Genomic DNA, 19,130 nt, shown 5'->3' on the forward strand with positions numbered 1-19,130 from the left:
TGAATTCCACTGTCCGGACCGCCTTTTTTGCAGCCGTGCCTGGGTGACCCCCGGCATTATCCCGGCGCCATTGCACATCTCGCACATTTCGCACATCGCGCACATCTCGCAGCTTGTGCGCGGGGAGGGGCTTTGATGGATTTCAACCCAAACCGGACGGCTAGTGCCTCGGCGTGGCGGGTTTTACCCAACCGCTGGGACTTTGTGGCGTTTCCCCTGATCATCTGCGTGATAGCGATGGCTGCGATCGGTTTTCACGAAACGATGGCGCCCATTGCCACGCTCAAAACCCAGACCATCTCGCTGGATCCGACCCATTTACCGGAATACGCGATGCGCACCACGTTGCGCATGCTGGCGGCGATGGTCGCATCACTGGTGTTTACGCTGCTCTATGGCACGCTGGCGGCCAAGAGCCGCCGGGCCGGGCAGGTGCTGGTGCCGATTCTCGACATCCTGCAATCGGTGCCGGTGCTGGGCTATATCTCCTTTACGGTGACGTTTTTTCTCGCGCTGTTTCCAGCGCGCGTGCTGGGCGCGGAACTGGCGGCGATCTTCGCTATTTTCACCGCCCAGGCGTGGAACATGACCTTCAGCTTTTATCAGTCGCTGCGCACGGTGCCACGCGATCTTGATGAAGTCTCGCGCGGGTTTCATCTGACCGCTTGGCAGCGCTTCTGGAAGCTGGAAGTGCCGTTTTCGATGCCCGGCCTGATCTGGAACATGATGATGTCGATGTCGGGCGGCTGGTTTTTCGTCGTCGCTTCCGAGGCCATCACGGTTGGCAACAACACCATCACATTGCCTGGCATTGGCTCTTATCTGGCACAGGCGATCTCGAACACCGATCTGCATGCAATTGGCTGGGTCATCCTGACCATGACCATCGTGATCCTCGCCTATGACCAGCTTCTGTTCCGTCCGCTGGTGGCGTGGGCCGACAAGTTCCGCATGGAAACCACCAGCTCTGGCAATGCCCCCGAATCCTGGCTGCTCGACCTGATCCGCCGCACGCGGCTGATTCATCGTTTGCTGGTGCCGGTGGGCTGGCTCTTTGCCAAAGCCGCGCGCGTACCGCTGCGTTTGCCCGCATGGCGCAAGCAAGCGAGGCATACCCGCTCGCAGTCCGGGCCCGCCTCGCGCTGGGGCGATCTCGTCTGGGCCAGCGTGGTGCTCGCCGCGACGGTGTACATCGTGTATTACGTCGTGGCCTACGTGCGTACGGGTGTCTCGCTTGATGAGGTCGGTCATGTGTTCCTGCTTGGGCTCGCCACGCTGCTGCGGGTGATTTTGCTGATTGCGCTGGCGTCGGTGGTGTGGGTGCCGATCGGTGTGCTGATCGGCCTGCGGCCCGCACTCGCTGAAAAAATCCAGCCGCTCGCGCAGTTTCTGGCGGCGTTTCCGGCCAACCTGCTGTTTCCGGTATTCGTGCTGCTGATCGTGCGTTTTCACCTGAACCCGGACATCTGGCTGTCACCGCTGATCGTGCTGGGCACGCAGTGGTACATCCTGTTCAATGTGATCGCCGGGGCCAGCGCTTATCCCAACGATTACCGCGAAGCCGCGGCGAACCTCCAGATTCGCGGCTGGCAATGGTGGCGTCAGGTGATGCTGCCAGGTATTTTTCCGTATTACGTCACGGGTGCGATCACGGCCTCGGGCGGTGCGTGGAACGCCAGCATCGTCGCCGAATACGTGCAGTGGGGCGACACCCGGGTGGTGGCTCATGGCCTGGGCGCCTACATTGCGCAGACCACCGAGGCGGGCGACTATCCGAAGATCATCATGGGCATTGCCGTGATGTCGCTATTCGTGACCTTGTTTAACCGCCTGCTATGGCGTCCGCTGTACGCGTATGCCGAAGCGAAGCTGCGGCTCGACTGAAACTGGAATGAAGACTGAGACTGGGCAACATTGAGGCAAAACGCGATGCAAAATTCCAAACCCCCTAAAACCGCCACCGTTGCGGCTTCTGCTTCGGCGGCCACGCCGTCCCACACGGGTGCACAAGGGGCGAACACGAGCGTTGAAATCCTGCGAGTGAAGGATGTTTGCCGGGGGTTCAATAAAACCCAGGGCGAACTGCTCGTGCTCGACGATGTCAACCTGACGCTGCGTGAGGGCGAAATTGTCGGCCTGCTAGGCCGCTCGGGCTCGGGCAAATCCACCTTGCTGCGCATCATCGCGGGTTTGATCGAGCCGACCGATGGCGAGGTCAGCTATCTGGGCGAGCCGGTTTCGGGTCCGGCCAAGGGCGTGGCGATGGTGTTCCAGACCTTCGCGCTGTTTCCGTGGCTGACGGTGCTGCAAAACGTCGAAGCGGGGCTGGAAGCGCAAGGCGTCGGCGCACGCGAGCGACGCGAACGCGCGCTCGCCGCGATCGACCTGATTGGTCTCGACGGGTTTGAGAATGCCTATCCGCGCGAGCTTTCGGGCGGCATGCGCCAGCGCGTGGGTTTTGCCCGCGCGCTGGTGGTCGATCCGACGCTGCTGCTGATGGACGAGCCGTTCTCCGCGCTCGACGTGCTGACTGCCGAAACCTTGCGTACCGACCTGCTCGATTTATGGACGCAGGGGCGCATGCCGATCAAGGCGGTGCTGATCGTCACGCACAACATCGAAGAAGCGGTGTTCATGTGCGACCGGATCCTGGTGCTCTCATCCAATCCGGGGCGGGTGATCGCTGAAATCAAGGTGCCGTTCAAGCATCCGCGTAACCGGCTGGATCCGGCGTTCCGCCGCCTTGTGGACGACATCTACGCCAAGATGACCGCGCGCCAGATCGGCGAAGCGATGCGCCGGGGGCTGGAGCTGGGCAACTGGCTGCCGCATGTGTCGACCAACCTGATGGCGGGTCTGATCGAAATGCTCGCCGCCGCGCCGTATCACGGTCGCGCGGATATGCCTGAAATTGCGCGTTCGCTGCATCTGGAGGTGGACGATCTGTTCCCGGTAGCCGAAGTGTTGCAGCATCTGGGCTTTGCCGATGTGCGCGAGGGCGATATTTTCCTGACACCGCCTGCCCGCGTGTTTGCCGAGTTTGGCACCCAGGAGCGCAAGCTGATGTTCGCCGAGCATTTGCTGCGCCATGTGCCGCTCGCGGCACGGATCAAGAAAGTGCTCAATGAGCGCCCCGGACATCGCGCACCGCGCGTGCGTTTCGAGCAGGAACTGGAAGATTTTCTCTCGGACAGCGCCGCCGAAGAAACGCTCGACGCGGTGATCAACTGGGGCCGTTATGGTGAAATTTTCTCGTACAACGACCAGACTGAAATTTTCAGTCTGGAGGATGTCGAATCCTGAAAGTAGAGCCCGCGCGAACCGGCATGATTTTAGCCGGGTTCGCGCGGGCATCGAATGCTCGACGTTACGTTTGATAGACGGCGGCAGCCACTTCTGCCTCAAGGCTGGATAGATCGCGGGTCTTCGGATCGAAGATTTTCGAAAACACCTCATCGTGGTTTTTGAAGGCCTTGAACTCAAGTGCGTTGCCCGAGGGATCCATGATGAAGAGGGTGGCGTGTTCGCCCGGTTTTCCCGCCATGCGCACGTGAGGGGGATCGACGAACGGATAATTCCGTGACTTGATTCGCTCAGCCAGTTCGCTCCAGGTTTGCCTGTCGAAATTCAGGCCAAAATGTGGCACGGTGACCTTCTCGTCGTGAAACTTCGATTCAAACGTCCCCGATGTCCGGGCGCATTGTTCCGGTGCGATGTGCAGCACCAGGTGATGGCCATAGAAGTTGAAGTCGATCAGGTTGTCTGTGGACCGTCCTTCCTCGCCCCCCAACACATCACGATAAAACTGCCGCGATACCTCCAGGTCGAACACGGCTATGGCGAGGTGAAATTGCGCGTGAGTTTGTTTCATATCAGGCTCCGCAAATAAAACTAGTTAAGCGTGACGTTATGGCTTATGCCGGCAGACAAGGCCGCAGGCTGAAACTCAAAAGTGGAGGAAATCCGCGTGCGTCTGACATCGGAAGATGTCGCGGAGGCGAGGACGTTATTCCAGAAGTCTCCCCACGAATGCATGCTCTCCTGGTAGCCGAGCCCGAGGTCACTGATTGCTTCGTTGCCTTGCTGGATGATTTCTTCGTTGATTAACTGGCGTGTCGTGAGCCGATGCGCGATATCGTGTTCGCCGATATGCAGGTCCCAGAACCTCCAGTCAATGGACGGCCGGTTTTGCTGAATGAACGGATTCTTGATGAGGTGCTCGTAGAGCCTTGCCAGGTAGATCTGGCACACGCATTCGCCCCCCATGCCTCGTAGCCCGACCGAGTAGGCGGAACTCGTGTTGCTGCTGACGAGTTTGCTGCGGGTACTGTCGAGAATGTCGATATTGTCGGCTAGCGCCAGCGAGTCCAGTTCGTCGTTCTGGCTGTTGAGGCTTCTCAGGAAATCGTCATAGAGACGCGGATGCGCTCCGGCAGGGTCGCCCCGGCCCAGTTCGTCGAACAGGACGTCGGCCATAAAGCTGCGAAGTTTGCCATCCTGAAGGCGAGCGATGAGGATGGCGATATCCGGGATGTAATAAACAGTGAAGAAGCGGTATTGAATGAGGATGGAGTTCAGCTCATCGGGCGCGGCGCGTTCGACGAATGCGAACAGATCGCCAGCAAGCTCAACGGTTTGCTCCTGTAAAAGGTCCGCCATGTTCCAGAACTGGCTACTATCGCCTGAATTCCAGTTGATATTGATCTTGTGCATGTTAAGTACCTCGTACCTGATTTCATGCGCGCATTTATCTTTGTTCTTGTTATGGCGAGTATGAAGAACGTTATTTAACACGTGTGCATCGACGAATCGATACGGCTGGCCGGGTAAATTAAAACGGGAACTTGTTCGTCATGCATCCTCCTGACTAGATATAAAACACGGGGCGATGGCGTGAAAAGGTAGCGCTGAGGATTGACAAAAAGAACCAGTGAGATGAGTTCGTGGAGAATCTGGGTGTTGTGTTCGCGGGAGCGCGTCACCGGGCTGTGTCTCGGTAAACAGACGAATAGCGGCGAAAAAGAATGGCTACTCGATTGCCGTTTCACCTGCATTAATGACGTGAACTTGAGCGCGATTTAAGTATTGTCATTAAGGTTGGAAAGTGCGGGTAGTATAGGCAATAAATAATAGGATTGCTGAGAATTATATATTGTGTATTAGTCGATTATTGAATTGATTAAGATTGCTGATTTTTAGCTGAAAATCAGGCCATGAGCCAGTTCTGAAGGCAAATGAAACAGATCAAGCAGATAAAACAGAAAGGCAAATAGAAAAGCATTGCGGCATCGCGTTGCACGGCCGAGCCGCTGGATGGGTGCTCAGGCCGGCGGCCTGTCCAGCGTTATTGCAAGTTGCCCCAGCGCGCGACGGCGGGTTCGGCCTGAGCCCACTTCCAGCCGCCACCGCTGCTCTGGCAGGCGCTGGCGTTGTACCAGGCCTCGGGGGCATCGGGCTTGCTGCCTTGCGCGACCGAAAACATAAATTCTTTGCATAGCGCGAGCGCCGAACTGAAGGCCCGCGTGACCCGAACCTGGCCGCGGCCGTTTTCGAGCGGCAGTATGTGTTGCACTTGCCAAGGACGGCTCTGACCCACTGCCAGCCCGCCCGCCAGGGCGGCAATGGCATCTTGCTGATCGCCGTGCATGGATTTCATATAGCGCTTGACGGCTTCGTCCGTGGCGGCTTGCACGGCGATGCCTACGCCGATCCCTACGGCAGGGTTCGCGCTCACCAGCCCCGAGAGCATGCCTGCCGCTGCACCGCTGGCCGCCCCCACCGAGGCACAGCCACTGCACAGTACGCTCAGGCTGAGACACAGCGCCACTCCCCAAGTCACGCTGGCCTGCTTGAGATGCTTGAGATGCTTGAGATGCTTGAGGCGCTCGAAATGAGCCGTCATTGCAGGGCTCCCCAGCGCTCGGTGGCGGGTTCAGCCGAGGCCCATTTCCATGTCGTGCCGTCGCGGCAGATCGCCGCGACGTAAAACGCGCTGCTGGCGGCCGTCTTGGTGCTGGTTGCCTGATCGACCGAAAACACAATTTCTTTGCAATCGAGCGCACCGCTGCTGATCGTGCGACTGACGGTGACGCTGCCGTGTTCGTCGTTTTCGATGGGGACGGCATGCTGGACGCTCCACTTGGCGATGGCTCCGGTATCGAGCCCCCCAGCGGCGGCAGCGATGCGGTTTTGCGTATCACGATGAATCACGCGCTGGGAATACTGCACGCCTGCACGGGCCAGGGCTACTGCGCCGAGGCCAATACCTGAGGCGACGGCGGCGTTGTTCGTGACCTTGGCGGCGAGCGCGGCACCGGCAATGCCCGCGCCTGTGGTGGCGGTTTCGGTATAGAGCGAGCTGCAGCCACTCAATGCCGTCGCCACGCTGGCTGCTACGAGTAATAACGCGCCTCGTGTGATCGCGGCGACAGCCGTAAGCGCGTATGCCCGAGGCGAGGTGCGCGTCGGGCACGTTGGGTCCATCGTGTTTTGCATGAGGCATTCCTGACTGCTGGCGGCTTGCTGTGCCACCACCCAGATACATCGTAGTGCTGGGTTTTATCCGGTTTTGTCCGGGGGCGATCCGGTCCATCATCCGGTCGTTTGCGAGCGGCATTGTGCAGGATGCCTGCTGAAAATGGCAGGGGGGAATTGCAAGGATTTGCAAAAACTTGGGGATGACGGCAAGGAGGATCGCAGGCCCTGGCTTGTCTTGTAAAAATACCTGGGGCGCGCCGTTGTCGTTATGCGTTGGCGTTACACGTTGTCGTTATGCGTTGGCGCTGTTCGTGTCGTCAGCGTGGTGGAGGTCGTTGATCTCGCTAGCGTCCGCCTGATCGTAGAGGCTCAGGCGGTTATAGAGCGTTTTCAGGCTGATGCCGAGCGTTTTGGCTGCACGGCGCTTGTCGCCGTTGCAATGCTTGAGCGTGCCGAGAATGATCTGTTTTTGCGCCTCGGCCAGCGGCGTGCCCACCCAGACGCTCATCGCGTCGCTTGGCGCGAACGGTTTTTTCACGCGTAGCGCCTGGTGCGGATGGGGTAGCTCAAGCGTTTTTTCCGCGAGGATGAAGGCGCGATACACCACGTTTTTCAACTCGCGCACATTTCCCGGCCAGGACCAGCCGCGCAGGGTATCGAGCGAACGCTTGCTAAAAACCTTGTGCGTGTTTTCCTGGTGGTTCAGCTCGGACAGAAAATGCTGGGCCAGCAGTTCGCGGTCGTCTTCCCGTTCGCGCAGCGGCGGTGCGCGCAACGGAAACACCGCAAGCCGGTACAGCAAATCTTCACGCAGGCCGTTTTCCTTGACGGCGGTTGCCGGGTCGCGGTTGGTCGCGGCGATCACTCGCACGTTGGCATGAATCAGCGCATTGCCGCCGACGCGATAGAACGTTCCGGTTTCCAGTGCACGCAGCAGTTTGACTTGCCGCGCGGGAGTCATTTCAGTGATTTCGTCGAGAAAAAGCGTCCCGCCGCTGGCGTGTTCGAAATAACCGGTGCGTTCTTGCACCGCGCCGGTGAAACTGCCTTTTTCGTGTCCGAACAGCTCGGCTTCGATCAGGTCATCGGGAATGGCGCCACAGTTGACGGCGATGAAGGGTTTCGTGTGACGCGTGCTGTGCAGATGAATGGTGCGGGCGATCAGTTCTTTGCCCGTGCCGGATTCGCCGACAATCAGCGCCGTGGCGTCGGTGGCCGCGAGGTGGTCGATCTGCGCGTACAGTTCGAGCATCGCGGATGACGAGCCGTAGAGCAAACCATACGTTTGCAGGCCATTCACGCTTGGGGCCATGTGCGACGGTGCGGTGCCAGAGCGCCCGCGCGCGGCAGCTGTATGAGCCGCTGGCGCGTCCAGATCGGTGGGTGCCATCAAGGATCCTGTACGGATGAATGGAGCGTTAGCGTGTCCAGGCGTGCAATTTAACCACTGGCATGCCTGTCCCAGCAAGGTGCACTTGCATAAAGCATGGCGCGGCATGAACGCGGTCATGCAGGAAGCATGGATGCATGCGTGCCAGCAGGACGCCGAACACCTGTCACAGGCACGGGCAGTCTGGATCTCGTGTGCCAGTGGGTACGATGCTTGCAGGCAACGCAGATGAAACCGGGGGAGTCGCCTCGGAGTGGTATCCATGGACCTGATTAGTCTTGGCGGTCGCGCTTGGTCTTGCCTGGGACATGACATGACATGGTGCGGCGCGGCATGAGGCGAAGCAGGATTTTTACGCTGCAAAAGGACTTAAAAGGACTTAAAAGGAGCAAGAGATGGCACGACTGAGAACAGGCATATTGATGGGTGCATTGGCCGCGGTGGGCGGAATGCTGGTGTGGCAGTGGACGCAAAAGCAGCGTGCCTCCCAGGTGCGGCTGGCGCGGGAGCTGAACCGTTGGGAGGGCGAGGGCGGTTCACTCGCGCCGGGCGTTGCGCCGCCACTGAATCAGGCGGCACATGAGCAGGAGAGCGCTCGCCATACCCTGAATGTCGAGCGGCGTCGCGCGGGCGCCAGGCCTTGGCCTTATCCACGCAGCTAAAGCCCGGTTTCAGATAAGCGGCACGTTCAGGAAAGCGAACTGAGGCGCCTGGCGTGCCGCATGCTGGCTTGCAGATCCGCACCGCGCCATGGGCTATCTCAAATAAGCCGTATAATCGACAAATTAACAACAATCAGACGATTCTTACGATTTTTATTCATGATTGTTGTTCGTGTGATGCTAATTGAATGATTCCGCCAGAGCGGCGAAGGTGCACGCCAGTAGACGGTGCGCCTGAACGCATGCCTCGCGTGAGCGGTTTCGCTCCACCTTCATCAATGCCTTCGGGCTTGCGAGATGCGATGCCACACGTACTGATTGTCGATGATGACGCCGAGACCCGCGACGCGCTTGCCGTGATCATCGCGGAAGATGGCCTGACCACCGCGCTCGCGGCCGATCTGCGCGAAGCACGCATCCAGTTGACGCGGCAGATGCCCGACGTGGTGTTCACCGATCTTAAGCTGCCCGATGGCAGCGGCGTTGATCTGCTACAAGAGCTGGACCCCCGCTCGGGCGTCGAAGTGATTGTCATCACAGGTCATGCGACGGTCGAATCCGCCGTGAGCGCGTTGAAAATGGGGGCCGCCGATTACCTCGTGAAACCGACCAACGTGCAACGCGTCAAGGCGATTTTGTCGCGCTTGCCGCGCACGGGTGATCTGAAAGCGGAAATTGGCACGCTGCGTGGCGAATTGCGCCGGATGGGACGTTTCGGGATGATGCTGGGCCACTCCGCGCCGATGCAGGCGGTGTACGACCAGATCAGCCGGGTCGCGCCCACGTCCGCCTCGGTGATGCTCGCAGGCGAATCCGGTACCGGCAAGGAAGTCGCGGCGCAGACCATCCACCAGTTGAGCTTGCGGCGCAAGCAGGCTTTCCTCGCGGTCAATTGCGGCGCGATCTCGCCGAACCTGATCGAATCCGAAATGTTTGGTCACGAGCGTGGCGCGTTCACGGGGGCCGACCGGCAGCACAAGGGCTATTTCGAGCGAGCGAATGGTGGCACGCTGTTTCTCGATGAAATTACCGAGATGCCCGCCGAGCTTCAGGTCAAGCTATTGCGCGTGCTGGAAACCGGGATGTTCATGCGGGTCGGGACCACGCGCGAGATCGAAACCGACGTGCGGCTGATCGCGGCGACCAACTGCGACCCTGAGCAGGCGGTGCTGGAAGGCCGCTTGCGGCTGGATCTGTATCACCGGCTGAATGTGTTTCCGATCAGTCTGCCCCCGTTGCGCGAGCGCGGCCAGGATGTGGCGCTGCTGGCGCAGGCGTTTCTCGATGAACTCAATGAGCAGCACGGCACGCACAAACAGCTGCCCACCGTGCTCAAGGAGATGCTGTCCGGCTATGCGTGGCCGGGTAACGTCCGTGAGTTGAAGAACTATCTGCAACGCGCCTACATCATGTCGAGCACGGATTCGGCGGAGGTCGCCGCCGTGCCGTTGCAGATTTCGCTGGCGCGGCCCGCGGCGGGCACGGCGGTTACGATTGCCTTTGGGACGTCGCTGGCGCAGGCCGACCGGCAACTGATCCTGGCAACGCTCGAACAATGTGGCGGCGTGAAAACGCGGGCGGCGGAGGTGTTGGGGATCAGCCTTAAAACTTTGTATAACCGCCTCGTCGAATATAACCAGGAGGCGCAATCCGCCGCTGATGCGGCCACGGACGAGCCTGCGCAAGCTTGAACCCGCCCCGGCCATGCTGCCGGGCGCACGCGAAGTGGGTATTCGATGAGTAGTGGCCTGGCGGCCAGTACAGGGTGACGGCGGCACGGGACTTGCGTGAGTGGTTCGAGGCAATCTCGCGCATTCGCGTGAATGCGCCTCAACCAGGAGCCAAGGTCATGTATCCATGCCATGAGAGTGTCCCACTCAGTGGGCATCGCCCCGAGCCCAATGATCCGCCGCTACCCGACGATCCCCGCGAACCGGACCCCACCCCCGAGCCTGCTGCTCCCCCCATCGGCGATCCGCCGTCGCAACCGCGGGAAATACCGCGCTTCGCGGACTGATTCGCAGGCTAGCCGGTTTTTCGCTGTTTTTCGTTGTTTTTCCTTGTTACAAGGCCTGCGTATTTTTTACCTGCCGCTTGAGCCTTAAACAGGCCTCTCACCCGATTACGAAGGAGCCGTCATGCGAGATTCCACCCGGCGCGCCGCGCGGTGTTCTGTTTCCGCTCCGCTTGCAGCGAACCACGCGGCGCCTTCCTTGCCTGCTACTTCTACCATCCCCACGACTCCTGCCACCCCCGTGATCCCGGCGGATGACGAGTCCCGCACAGATGGCGTGCGTCCCGAAGGGCTGGAATATCAGCGCGATCTCGGTGTCGCGCAAGACGCCTGAAACATTTGCATACATTTTCATCGCTCAATTTCAAGATATGGGCACGGCATTTGCATGCCTTGCTCCGGAACATTCCCGCAGACAACGAACACATTGAATGAGGTGAGTCCGTAATGAGCCGATTGATCGTGGTATCGAACCGTGTTGCCCCCACCCAGCCTGGCCGTCCTGCGGCGGGGGGATTGGCGATTGGCGTGCTGGACGCGCTCCAGGAAACCGGGGGTGTCTGGTTTGGCTGGAGCGGTGAAATTACGGGCGAAGCCGCCAGCCAGACGCGCTCGCCGGTGATCGAGCGCCAGGGCAATGTGACCTACGCCACAGTGGGCTTGAGCCGACGCGATTACGACCAGTATTACAGGGGGTTTTCGAACGCCACGCTATGGCCGACTTTTCATTACCGCAACGACTTGTCGCGCTACGACCGTCAGGAATATGCCGGTTATCTGCGTGTTAACGCGATGCTTGCCAAGCAACTCAAAACGTTGCTCGAACCGGATGACATCATCTGGGTCCACGATTACCACCTGTTGCCATTCGCCCGCTGCCTGCGTGAGCTGGGCGTGAAAAACCCCATCGGCTTTTTCCTGCATATTCCGTTTCCGGTGCCCGAAGTGCTGCGCACGGTGCCGCCGCATGAGGAACTCGTGAGGGCGATGTGCAGTTATGACGTCGTGGGTTTTCAGACGGAGGCGGATTGCCAGTCGTTCGTCGATTATGTTGAACGCGGGTCATGCCATGGCAGCGTCGATGAAGCGGGGGTGCTGTATGCGTGGGGCCAGTTCCTGAAAGTCGCGGCCTACCCCATCGGGATTTATCCCGATGCGATTGCCCGGGTCGCACAACAGTTCACGGCGCGCAAACCCGTGCGCAGCCTGCGTGAGGGCATGCATGGCCGCAAGCTGATCATGAGCGTGGACCGGCTCGATTATTCGAAGGGACTGGTGGAGCGCTTCCAGGCGTTCGAGCGCTTGTTGCTGGGGGCACCGGACTGGCATGGACGCGTCTCGCTGGTGCAGATCGCACCGCCGACCCGCTCCGATGTGCAGACTTATCAGCGCATTCGCCAGAACCTGGAAGGCGAAGCCGGACGAATCAATGGCCGCTTCGCCCAGCTCGACTGGACGCCGATTCAGTATCTGAACCGCAAGTACGAACGCAACTTGCTGATGGCGCTGTTTCGCCAGGCGCATGTCGGTTACGTGACGCCGCTGCGCGATGGCATGAACCTCGTCGCCAAGGAATATGTCGCAGCACAAAATCCCGAGGATCCGGGTGTGCTGGTGCTATCGCAGTTCGCGGGCGCGGCGGAGCAAATGCCTGGGGCGCTGGTGGTGAATCCGTTCGATTTGTCGCAGATGGCCGAGGCCCTGGAGCGAGCGCTGTCGATGCCGCTGGCCGAACGTCAGGCGCGCTACACCGACATGATGGCGCGGCTGCGGGAGAATAATTTGTCGGTCTGGCGCGATACGTTTCTTGGCGATTTACGGCGCGTGGCGCGGGCGTCCGCGGTGGCCAGAAACGTGGTGCGGCGCGTCGATGCGACGGCTTACGGGCGCCAGGGTTCAGCGTTAGGTAGCCGGTATTAGGGACCACTAGAGAACCCAACCACTTAGCAGTAAACACTTGGGCGTGTCGGGTATTTTGCAGCACCGGTATGGTTGGACCTGGCATCGGCATGGCACCGCGTTTGAACGGTGCCATGTTGATAGGGGTTTGTATCGAACACGAACTTGAAAAGTTTTGATTCAATAAAAATCATTATCATAAACATCCGGGTTGAAAAATACATTGAATGGATAGTTTTTTCGGGTGAATTCGTATATTTCTGGAGAGCCGGAGAGGGTTGATAGTTCCACTCTCCGGTCGGCATATATTATCCAGTCATCTGCATCTGGCAAAACCACGTAACGTTCTGCAATACAAATAACTGCATCGCTAGGACTGTTTCCGGGATCGGCATCAAGGAATTTTTGATAATCACTTCCATCATGATGGTTATTGAATTTCATGGCGGGATATTTGCCAAAAAGTTTGAAATAGATATTTATTGGATCTGGCTTTGTGAGTAAGAACGAAAATTCTTTTGAATTGGAGAATTTTGTTAAATTTTTGATAAAGTCATAATATTCAGGAGTTCCGGCATCGATCGGATCAAAGTATAAAAATTTCTGCTCGGGTGGCGCTTCTGTAATTTTTCTGATGCCTGACTCTGCACGCGAAAGCAAGGTGTTAAATTCATCTGTATTTTTAATAAACTTTAATTTATTCATAATTTGATAACATTTAAATGCCGGGCTAGTTGTTTATACTAACCGCCATCGCGGCGCAAGAGGATTTTCTTTATAGGCATATCTTAGATCTGCGCCTCCAACACGCATCCCAGCTTCCATCACCATTAATCCATTGCCCGGCATGGGGTAATTTATTAATTTCTCGCCATCCAGCCGGTCTATCGAGAAAATATCGACATAGTAATTATCCTGTGTTTTTACAACTATTGCGTAAATTAGTACGGGAATACGTCCGTCTATACTAATTAGCTCGCGCCCTAATGTTAAAGTTTTTTGTCCTGATTTTTCTATTTCATCATCATGGCATACTGCCAAAAAATAGGGTGTGTCAATTTCCCGGACCTGGCATGTTTTAATTTGGTCTCTCCATTGCCGGGTCCATTTTCCATATAGTGGTTCGTTTGCTTCAAGCAAAAAATCGAGCAGTTTGTATTCGTGTGGTGCGAGAGGGCGTGACATACCTTATTCCTTGTATGATTATTTTTCTGGCCTAATCGAACCTACTCGAATTTCATGAATGAAAAATCTATATGCAGAATAGTCAATCGCAACTCCATGTATATTCACTGTAAAAGTGACTCCATCACCACCCATCTCCAGAAAATGCCCTTTTTCAGCCAAATCTTTTTCAATTGCGTCCATCACGGGCTTGCGGGGAATATTTCTGGCGTCCAGATGCCGGAATGTGTGAGAAAGCTGATTGTCATTTCGCCCCCAGTTTATCGTTGACTGGTCGAGCATGGCAGGCGTGCACTGCTCCCCCTCAACCTCAACCCCGACCTCCCCCCGGCGCAGCCCGGCCAGGTAACCCCGCATGAACCCATACACCCTCGGCGCCAGTTTCAGCGCGGGATGCGGCAGCAGCATGCATTCGACACAAACCGGCTCCAGCCCGGCTTCCTGCGGCGGACCGGCCCCGGCCGCCGCGCCCCCCGTCGCCGCGCGCAACGACCGCGCATCCGCCACCGGCCCCCATCCCGCCTGAGGCCCCGCAGGCACCACCCCCGCCTCGTAGTTATCCAGCCAGCCATCCGTCTCGGCCTGCGACAGCGCCACCGGCGTGCCACTGCCCACACGCACCGTCGCGTGACGCTCGGTCACCCGCCCATCGGCGGCGTAGCGGTAAGTCACCTCAAGCTTGCGCCACGTCTGCACGCTCTGCGCCACGTAGCGTTCGCTGTAGCCGAATTGCACCAGCCGGCCCCGCAGGTCATAGACCGGCGTGACCGAAAAGTCCCCCGCGCTGATCCAGTTCACCCGGTGCGCATCGTCACGCCCGATCTCCAGCACGGCGTTGTCCGGCCCGCCCGCCAGCAGCCGCAGGTTGCCGTTCATGTCCCAGCGCAAGTCCCAGCGGTCAGTCGGCACGCCCTGTTCGTAGCGTGTCATGGACACCGGCTGGTTCAGCCGGTCATAGGCCATGCCATAGGTCTGCGCCGCGCCGCTCGCCGTCGCCGCGAAGCCGCTTGCGCCGGTTGGATCTGTCGTCGGCTGCTCCGAGACGCCCGTCAGGCTGCCGCTGTCGTCATAGACCAGCGCGCGGATCATCCCCGGCTCAGCCACGGCGGCAGGCCGCAGCCCCAGCGCATCGGCATAGCGCACGCGGGTTGTCGTGGTGCCGGACGTGTCGTGGCGCACCACCTGGACGGGCCGGTTCGCGCTGTCGTAGGTGTAGTCGATGCGGCGGCCCTCGCCTGTGCTGCGTGAGTCCAGGTTGCCGGCCGCGTCCCAGGTGAGGCGCGCCTCGCGGCTGCCGTCCGGGCGCAGCACGCCGCCTGCCGCGCTGAAGTCGAGCGTCGTGCTGCCCTGGCTGCGGGTGACGGTCGTGCGGCCCCCGCCATACGCGAACTGCACATTGCGCGTGCTGTCCGGATGGCTGACCGCGATGGCCCGGCCTTCTGCGTCATAGGTCCAGGTGGCCGTGCGCGAGCCGGTTTCGTCGATGACGCCGGTCAGCGCGCTGACGAAGCGCGGATCGTCGTAGACGTAGCGGCGGATCGTGCCGTCAGGCCAGGTCACGGCATTCAGGTTGCCGTTGCTGTCATAGCCATAGCGCGTGATGCCGCCGTCGGGGCGGGTCATCTGCACCAGACGCTGCTGGGCGTCATAGGCGAGCCTGAACGAGGCGGCGAAGCGGCGCTGCAACTGGTAGTGGTCGATCCCGGTCAGCAGCCCGGGGACGGGCGCGATGTTGCCGGGGGTCTGGGCATCGCTGTAGCTGAGTTCGGTGATGACCGCGTTGACGGTGCGCACTGAGCGCAGCACGCCATGGGGGGAATAGGTTTCGGTGTTGCCGGTGCGGGCGTTGGTCAGCGTCCAGTCGTTGCCGCTGCGCGCGAGCAGCCAGCCTGTGCCACGGGTGAGACGCCAGAGGCCAGCGGACGGGCTGAACGTGACCGGCATGCCGTTATCGCGCCATGCGGTGATGCGCGGTGCAGCGGAGGAGGAGGCGGCCAGGTCGAGGCGGCGCTGCCAGTTATGCGACCAGCCCGCGCCGAATGCGCTGCCTGCGCCGCTGGACGAGGTGCGGGGCAGCAGGGCGGCGGAGCGGTACTGGCGCTGGAACACGACGGGCGGTTCATCGCCGGTGGCGTAATCGGTTTCTTCGAGGGTGGTGACGCCGGTGCCGGGATAGACCGGATCGGCGACGGGGCAACTGGTTTCAGGCAGGACGGGGCTGGGGGTGCGGCAGTAGCGGTGGATGGCGGCGAGGTCGTTGAGGCAGGCGTAGTGGCCCATGCCGCCGGGGGTGTTGCTGGCGACATCGCTGGGACAGGAGGCGGTACCGGGACGCGCGCCGGACTGCGCGTAGAGGTCGAAGCAGTCGGCCTGGACGGGGGTGACGCTGAGGAGCAGGGCAAACGCCAGCAGCAGTTGTGCGAGTAGGGGAAGAGAAAAAGTAAAAGAGAACGGGTTTGAAGCAGCGGAAACAAAATGCGACCGGCGGCGACTCACGACAAGCTCTCCCAGCGACAGCGGACGCTTTGCCTCGGCCCGTTCCGTTATGAATGATGCGGAATCAAACCTCAAACCGCAGGATCACGAAATGTAGCGGGTTTAGGCTCAATCAGGCAGCCCGGTTCTGGATACTGGATATAGCCCGTCTTTGACGCTTGATTTGCACTATTGCAACCAACCGAAACCCGGCGAGGGCGCCAGACAAGGCATCAGGCGCAACGCGGCGCGCCGCCATGGTGCTGCTTGACCCGCAAGATGCTGACGAGTGCCGCGGCCAGCGCAAAACCGGCCGCTACATATAACGCGAGCGTTGGCCCGCGCAACGGCGCAATGCCGAAAATCAGCGCCACCAGCGCCGCGCCGAGTGTTTGCCCGGTCAGACGCGCGGTGCCGAGCATGCCGCTGGCGCCGCCGCTGCGTTCGCGCGGCGCTGCGGCCAGCATGGCGCGGTTATTGGGAGCCTGAAACAAGCCGAATCCCACGCCACATAAAGCCATGCGCCACGCGAGCGTAAACGGCTCCGGGTGCGCGCCAAGCGTGGCGAGCAGGAGCAGCCCGGCGCTTAGCAACGCTAGCCCAATGCCGCCGAGCCATCCCGCCGACACCCGGTCCGACAGCACGCCCGCGAGCGGTGCGATGACGATGATCGCCAGCGGCCAGGGCGTAATGAGCAGCCCGGTTTGCACTTGCGACAGCCCCAGGGTGTCTTGCAGCAGGAACGGCAACGAGACGAATGCCAGCATTTGCGCGCAGAACGAACACACGGAGGTGGCAATCGACAGGGCGAAGATGGGAATCTTCAGCAGATCGACGGGCAGCAACGGCGCGGGCCGGGTGAGTTGCCGCCGCACAAAGAAGTAGCCCAGCACGAGCGCACCGAGGGCTTCAGCGGCGACATAAGCCAGGCTCTGGCCTTGGCCCAGGCCATCGACGGCAAAGATCAGCAGGCCAAAGACACAGGCGTTGAGCAAGGCGCTGAGGTAATCGTAAGGGGCGCTGCTGCGGCTTGAATTGGCGGGCAGGGCCTTGAAGCCGAGCGCCAGGGCCGCGAGGCCGATTGGCACGTTGACTGCGAAAAGCCAGGGCCATGAAGCGAGGGCGAGCATGCCCGAGGCGACCGAGGGCCCGAGCGCGGAGGCAATGGCGACGACCATCGTGTTGAGCGCGATGCCGCGTCCGAGATGAGCGCTGGGATAGATCATTCGCACCAGCGCGGTGTTGACGCTGATGATGCCCGCCGCGCCGAAGCCCTGAAACACCCGGGCCAGCGCGAGCGTGGGCAGTGAGTGCGCGAGCGTGCAGCCGAGTGAGGCCACGGTGAAGAGGACGAGGCCCGAGAGGTATACCCGGCGATAGCCGATCCGGTCGCCGAGCGCGGCCAGCGGCAGCAGCGAGATCGTGACGGCGAGCTGATAAGCGTTGACGACCCAGATCGAACTGGCTGCGCTGGCATGCAACTGGCGCGCGATGGTGGGCAGCGCGACGTTGGCGATCGCGCCATCGAGCACGGCCAGGGTGACACCGAGCGCGACCACGAGAATGGCCCAGTAGCGCTGAGGCACGGCAAGGCCGGGTTCGGCGCTGGGCACGCGCACGGCGCTCGAGGCCGCGGGTGTGGGGCGCAGCGGGTGCGGGGACTGGGGTGACAAGGCAGACATGGGATCAGGCGGTAAAGCGGGAGGCCGGGAGCGGGTGCCGAAGGCTCGCCCGCGGCCAGGCAGGGCTTGCTGGCGGATACGTCGGCTTATGGCAGCGCGTAGAGCCCGGTGTAAGCCGCCGAGGCCAGTTCATTCAGATGAATCATGAAGCGGCCGATGGCATTGGTGGTTGACGCATCGAGCGGCAGATGCGCGACCTTGAGCGCGTGCAGCTTGAAGATGTAGCGATGGGCGTGGTCACCGCGAGGGGGCGCCGCGCCGCCAAAGCCAGGCAGCCCGTAATCGTTATGCAATTGCAGCGCGCCAAGCGGCAACAAGGGGCTATCCGCCGCGCCTGCGCCTTCGGGCAGGGCGCGCAAATCAGCCGGCAGGTTGACCACGACCCAGTGCCAAAAACCGCTGCCTGTCGGCGCGTCAGGGTCATAAACCGTCAGTGCCAGGCTTTGCGTGCCTTCGGGTGGCGCGTCCCATTGCAACGCCGGTGAGCGGTTTTCGCCGTTGGCACCAAACGCCTTGTTGTCGAATTCCTGCGCTTTTGTCATGAAGCCATTAGCGGGGAATGTGCTGGACCAGAGACGGAACTCAGCCATGATTTTTCTCCTTCAGGATGCCGTATGAAAAGCGCTTTGAAGCAAGAGGCGGGACACCTGCCTTGCCGCCCGCTGTCTTGAAGCGCCCGAGTGTATCACCCGTGCACGGCGCTCTGGTGTGCCGTTGCAGCCGGTCTAGCCGCGTTGCTCAAAGGCTGTTCCACCTTCCTGAAGCCAGTCGATGAGCCGCTGCGCCACCTCTTCCGGATGACACCGGGGGCCGCGCAAGGCGCACTCCCAGATCACCGCCACACGCCAGCCCTGGGCCACAAGCGCGGCTTGCGCGGTGAGATCGTGACGGCGATTGCGACTGATTTTTTCGCGCCAGAATTCGGGCCGGGTTTGTGGCCATTTGAATAGCGGGCACGTGTGTCCATGCCAGAAACAGCCGTGCACGAAGACCGCTGCGCGATAGCGTGGCAAGACGATATCGGGCCGCCCAGGCAGCGTGCGCACGTCGAGGCGAAAGCGCAGCCCGCGCCGGTGCAGCAGGCTGCGCAGCAAGATTTCAGGCCGGGTGTTGCGGCTACGGATGCCCGACATCATGCGGCTGCGCGTCGCGCGGTCGACGATATCGGTCATGGCGAAGGTGAGTTCACAATCGGCAGTTCAGATGCTTGCATCGCAGGGGGCTTCAGGGGCCGGGAAGGAGGGGCGCTTGCCGCGCCGCCCGGTGAGCCAAAGCTTAACCTTAACTTAACCCAAGTTAACCCAAGCCCTGGCAAGCCCACGATGATGTTTGCTGCGTGCTTCTGC

17 protein-coding genes are annotated in these 19,130 nt (G+C 60.4%); 6 read left to right on the plus strand and 11 right to left on the minus strand.

The window, feature by feature from the left end; genetic code table 11:
• Positions 1 to 135 precede the first annotated feature (135 nt).
• Together GH657_RS06265 and GH657_RS06270 are read left to right on the plus strand one after the other, a co-directional pair.
• A complete protein-coding gene (locus GH657_RS06265; protein WP_153099903.1) occupies positions 136 to 1,884 on the plus strand; it encodes an ABC transporter permease in 1,749 nt (582 codons plus the stop codon).
• Positions 1,885 to 1,929: 45 nt separating this feature from the next.
• Entirely contained in the window at positions 1,930 to 3,303 is a 1,374-nt protein-coding gene (locus GH657_RS06270) for an ABC transporter ATP-binding protein (RefSeq protein ID WP_153099904.1), read from the plus strand.
• 64 nt (positions 3,304 to 3,367) lie between these two features.
• On the opposite strand, the gene GH657_RS06275 is transcribed toward GH657_RS06270, so the two are convergent.
• From GH657_RS06275 to GH657_RS06295, 5 genes are all read right to left on the minus strand, one after another.
• Positions 3,368 to 3,871 carry a VOC family protein gene (locus GH657_RS06275; RefSeq protein ID WP_153099905.1) on the minus strand — a complete coding sequence of 168 codons (504 nt, stop codon included), beginning with the start codon at positions 3,869 to 3,871 and terminating at the stop codon, positions 3,368 to 3,370.
• A 20-nt stretch (positions 3,872 to 3,891) separates the two neighbouring features.
• Positions 3,892 to 4,713 carry an iron-containing redox enzyme family protein gene (locus GH657_RS06280; protein WP_153099906.1) on the minus strand — a complete coding sequence of 274 codons (822 nt, stop codon included), beginning with the start codon at positions 4,711 to 4,713 and terminating at the stop codon, positions 3,892 to 3,894.
• A 631-nt stretch (positions 4,714 to 5,344) separates the two neighbouring features.
• On the minus strand, positions 5,345 to 5,902 hold the full coding sequence (locus GH657_RS06285) for a hypothetical protein (RefSeq protein WP_153099907.1): 558 nt from the start codon (positions 5,900 to 5,902) through the stop codon (positions 5,345 to 5,347).
• The gene (locus tag GH657_RS06290; protein ID WP_246174015.1) at positions 5,899 to 6,495 is read right to left on the minus strand and encodes a hypothetical protein; all 597 of its coding nucleotides are present in this window, start codon (positions 6,493 to 6,495) and stop codon (positions 5,899 to 5,901) included. The genes GH657_RS06285 and GH657_RS06290 overlap by 4 nt, the downstream gene beginning before the upstream one ends.
• A gap of 274 nt (positions 6,496 to 6,769) precedes the next feature.
• Complete coding sequence (locus tag GH657_RS06295) at positions 6,770 to 7,867, minus strand: sigma-54 interaction domain-containing protein (protein ID WP_153099908.1); 1,098 nt, start codon at positions 7,865 to 7,867, stop codon at positions 6,770 to 6,772.
• Positions 7,868 to 8,262: 395 nt separating this feature from the next.
• On the opposite strand from GH657_RS06295, the gene GH657_RS06300 reads away from it, so the two are divergent.
• From GH657_RS06300 to otsA, 4 genes are all read left to right on the plus strand, one after another.
• Complete coding sequence (locus GH657_RS06300) at positions 8,263 to 8,529, plus strand: hypothetical protein (protein ID WP_153099909.1); 267 nt, start codon at positions 8,263 to 8,265, stop codon at positions 8,527 to 8,529.
• Positions 8,530 to 8,831: 302 nt separating this feature from the next.
• Positions 8,832 to 10,220 (plus strand): sigma-54-dependent transcriptional regulator, encoded by a 1,389-nt coding sequence (locus GH657_RS06305; protein WP_153099910.1) that lies wholly within the window; start codon positions 8,832 to 8,834, stop codon positions 10,218 to 10,220.
• Positions 10,221 to 10,667: 447 nt separating this feature from the next.
• Entirely contained in the window at positions 10,668 to 10,877 is a 210-nt protein-coding gene (locus tag GH657_RS06310) for a hypothetical protein (RefSeq protein ID WP_153099911.1), read from the plus strand.
• Between the two features lie 113 nt (positions 10,878 to 10,990).
• On the plus strand, positions 10,991 to 12,463 hold the full coding sequence (gene otsA, locus GH657_RS06315) for an alpha,alpha-trehalose-phosphate synthase (UDP-forming) (protein ID WP_153099912.1): 1,473 nt from the start codon (positions 10,991 to 10,993) through the stop codon (positions 12,461 to 12,463).
• 159 nt (positions 12,464 to 12,622) lie between these two features.
• On the opposite strand, the gene GH657_RS06320 is transcribed toward otsA, so the two are convergent.
• From GH657_RS06320 to GH657_RS06345, 6 genes are all read right to left on the minus strand, one after another.
• On the minus strand, positions 12,623 to 13,147 hold the full coding sequence (locus tag GH657_RS06320) for a hypothetical protein (protein ID WP_153099913.1): 525 nt from the start codon (positions 13,145 to 13,147) through the stop codon (positions 12,623 to 12,625).
• 33 nt (positions 13,148 to 13,180) lie between these two features.
• On the minus strand, positions 13,181 to 13,627 hold the full coding sequence (locus GH657_RS06325) for a hypothetical protein (RefSeq protein ID WP_153099914.1): 447 nt from the start codon (positions 13,625 to 13,627) through the stop codon (positions 13,181 to 13,183).
• A gap of 18 nt (positions 13,628 to 13,645) precedes the next feature.
• Positions 13,646 to 16,123, minus strand: coding sequence for a DUF6531 domain-containing protein (locus GH657_RS18375; RefSeq protein WP_153099915.1), 2,478 nt, complete (start codon positions 16,121 to 16,123; stop codon positions 13,646 to 13,648).
• A 212-nt stretch (positions 16,124 to 16,335) separates the two neighbouring features.
• The gene (locus tag GH657_RS06335) at positions 16,336 to 17,784 is read right to left on the minus strand and encodes an MFS transporter (protein WP_153099916.1); all 1,449 of its coding nucleotides are present in this window, start codon (positions 17,782 to 17,784) and stop codon (positions 16,336 to 16,338) included.
• A gap of 86 nt (positions 17,785 to 17,870) precedes the next feature.
• Complete coding sequence (locus GH657_RS06340; protein ID WP_153099917.1) at positions 17,871 to 18,374, minus strand: YbhB/YbcL family Raf kinase inhibitor-like protein; 504 nt, start codon at positions 18,372 to 18,374, stop codon at positions 17,871 to 17,873.
• Positions 18,375 to 18,509: 135 nt separating this feature from the next.
• Positions 18,510 to 18,956, minus strand: a complete 447-nt coding sequence (locus GH657_RS06345; protein ID WP_153099918.1) for a very short patch repair endonuclease — start codon at positions 18,954 to 18,956, stop codon at positions 18,510 to 18,512.
• Positions 18,957 to 19,130: the final 174 nt, after the last annotated feature.

This window comes from Paraburkholderia hayleyella (genome assembly GCF_009455685.1).
GTDB lineage: Bacteria > Pseudomonadota > Gammaproteobacteria > Burkholderiales > Burkholderiaceae > Paraburkholderia > Paraburkholderia hayleyella.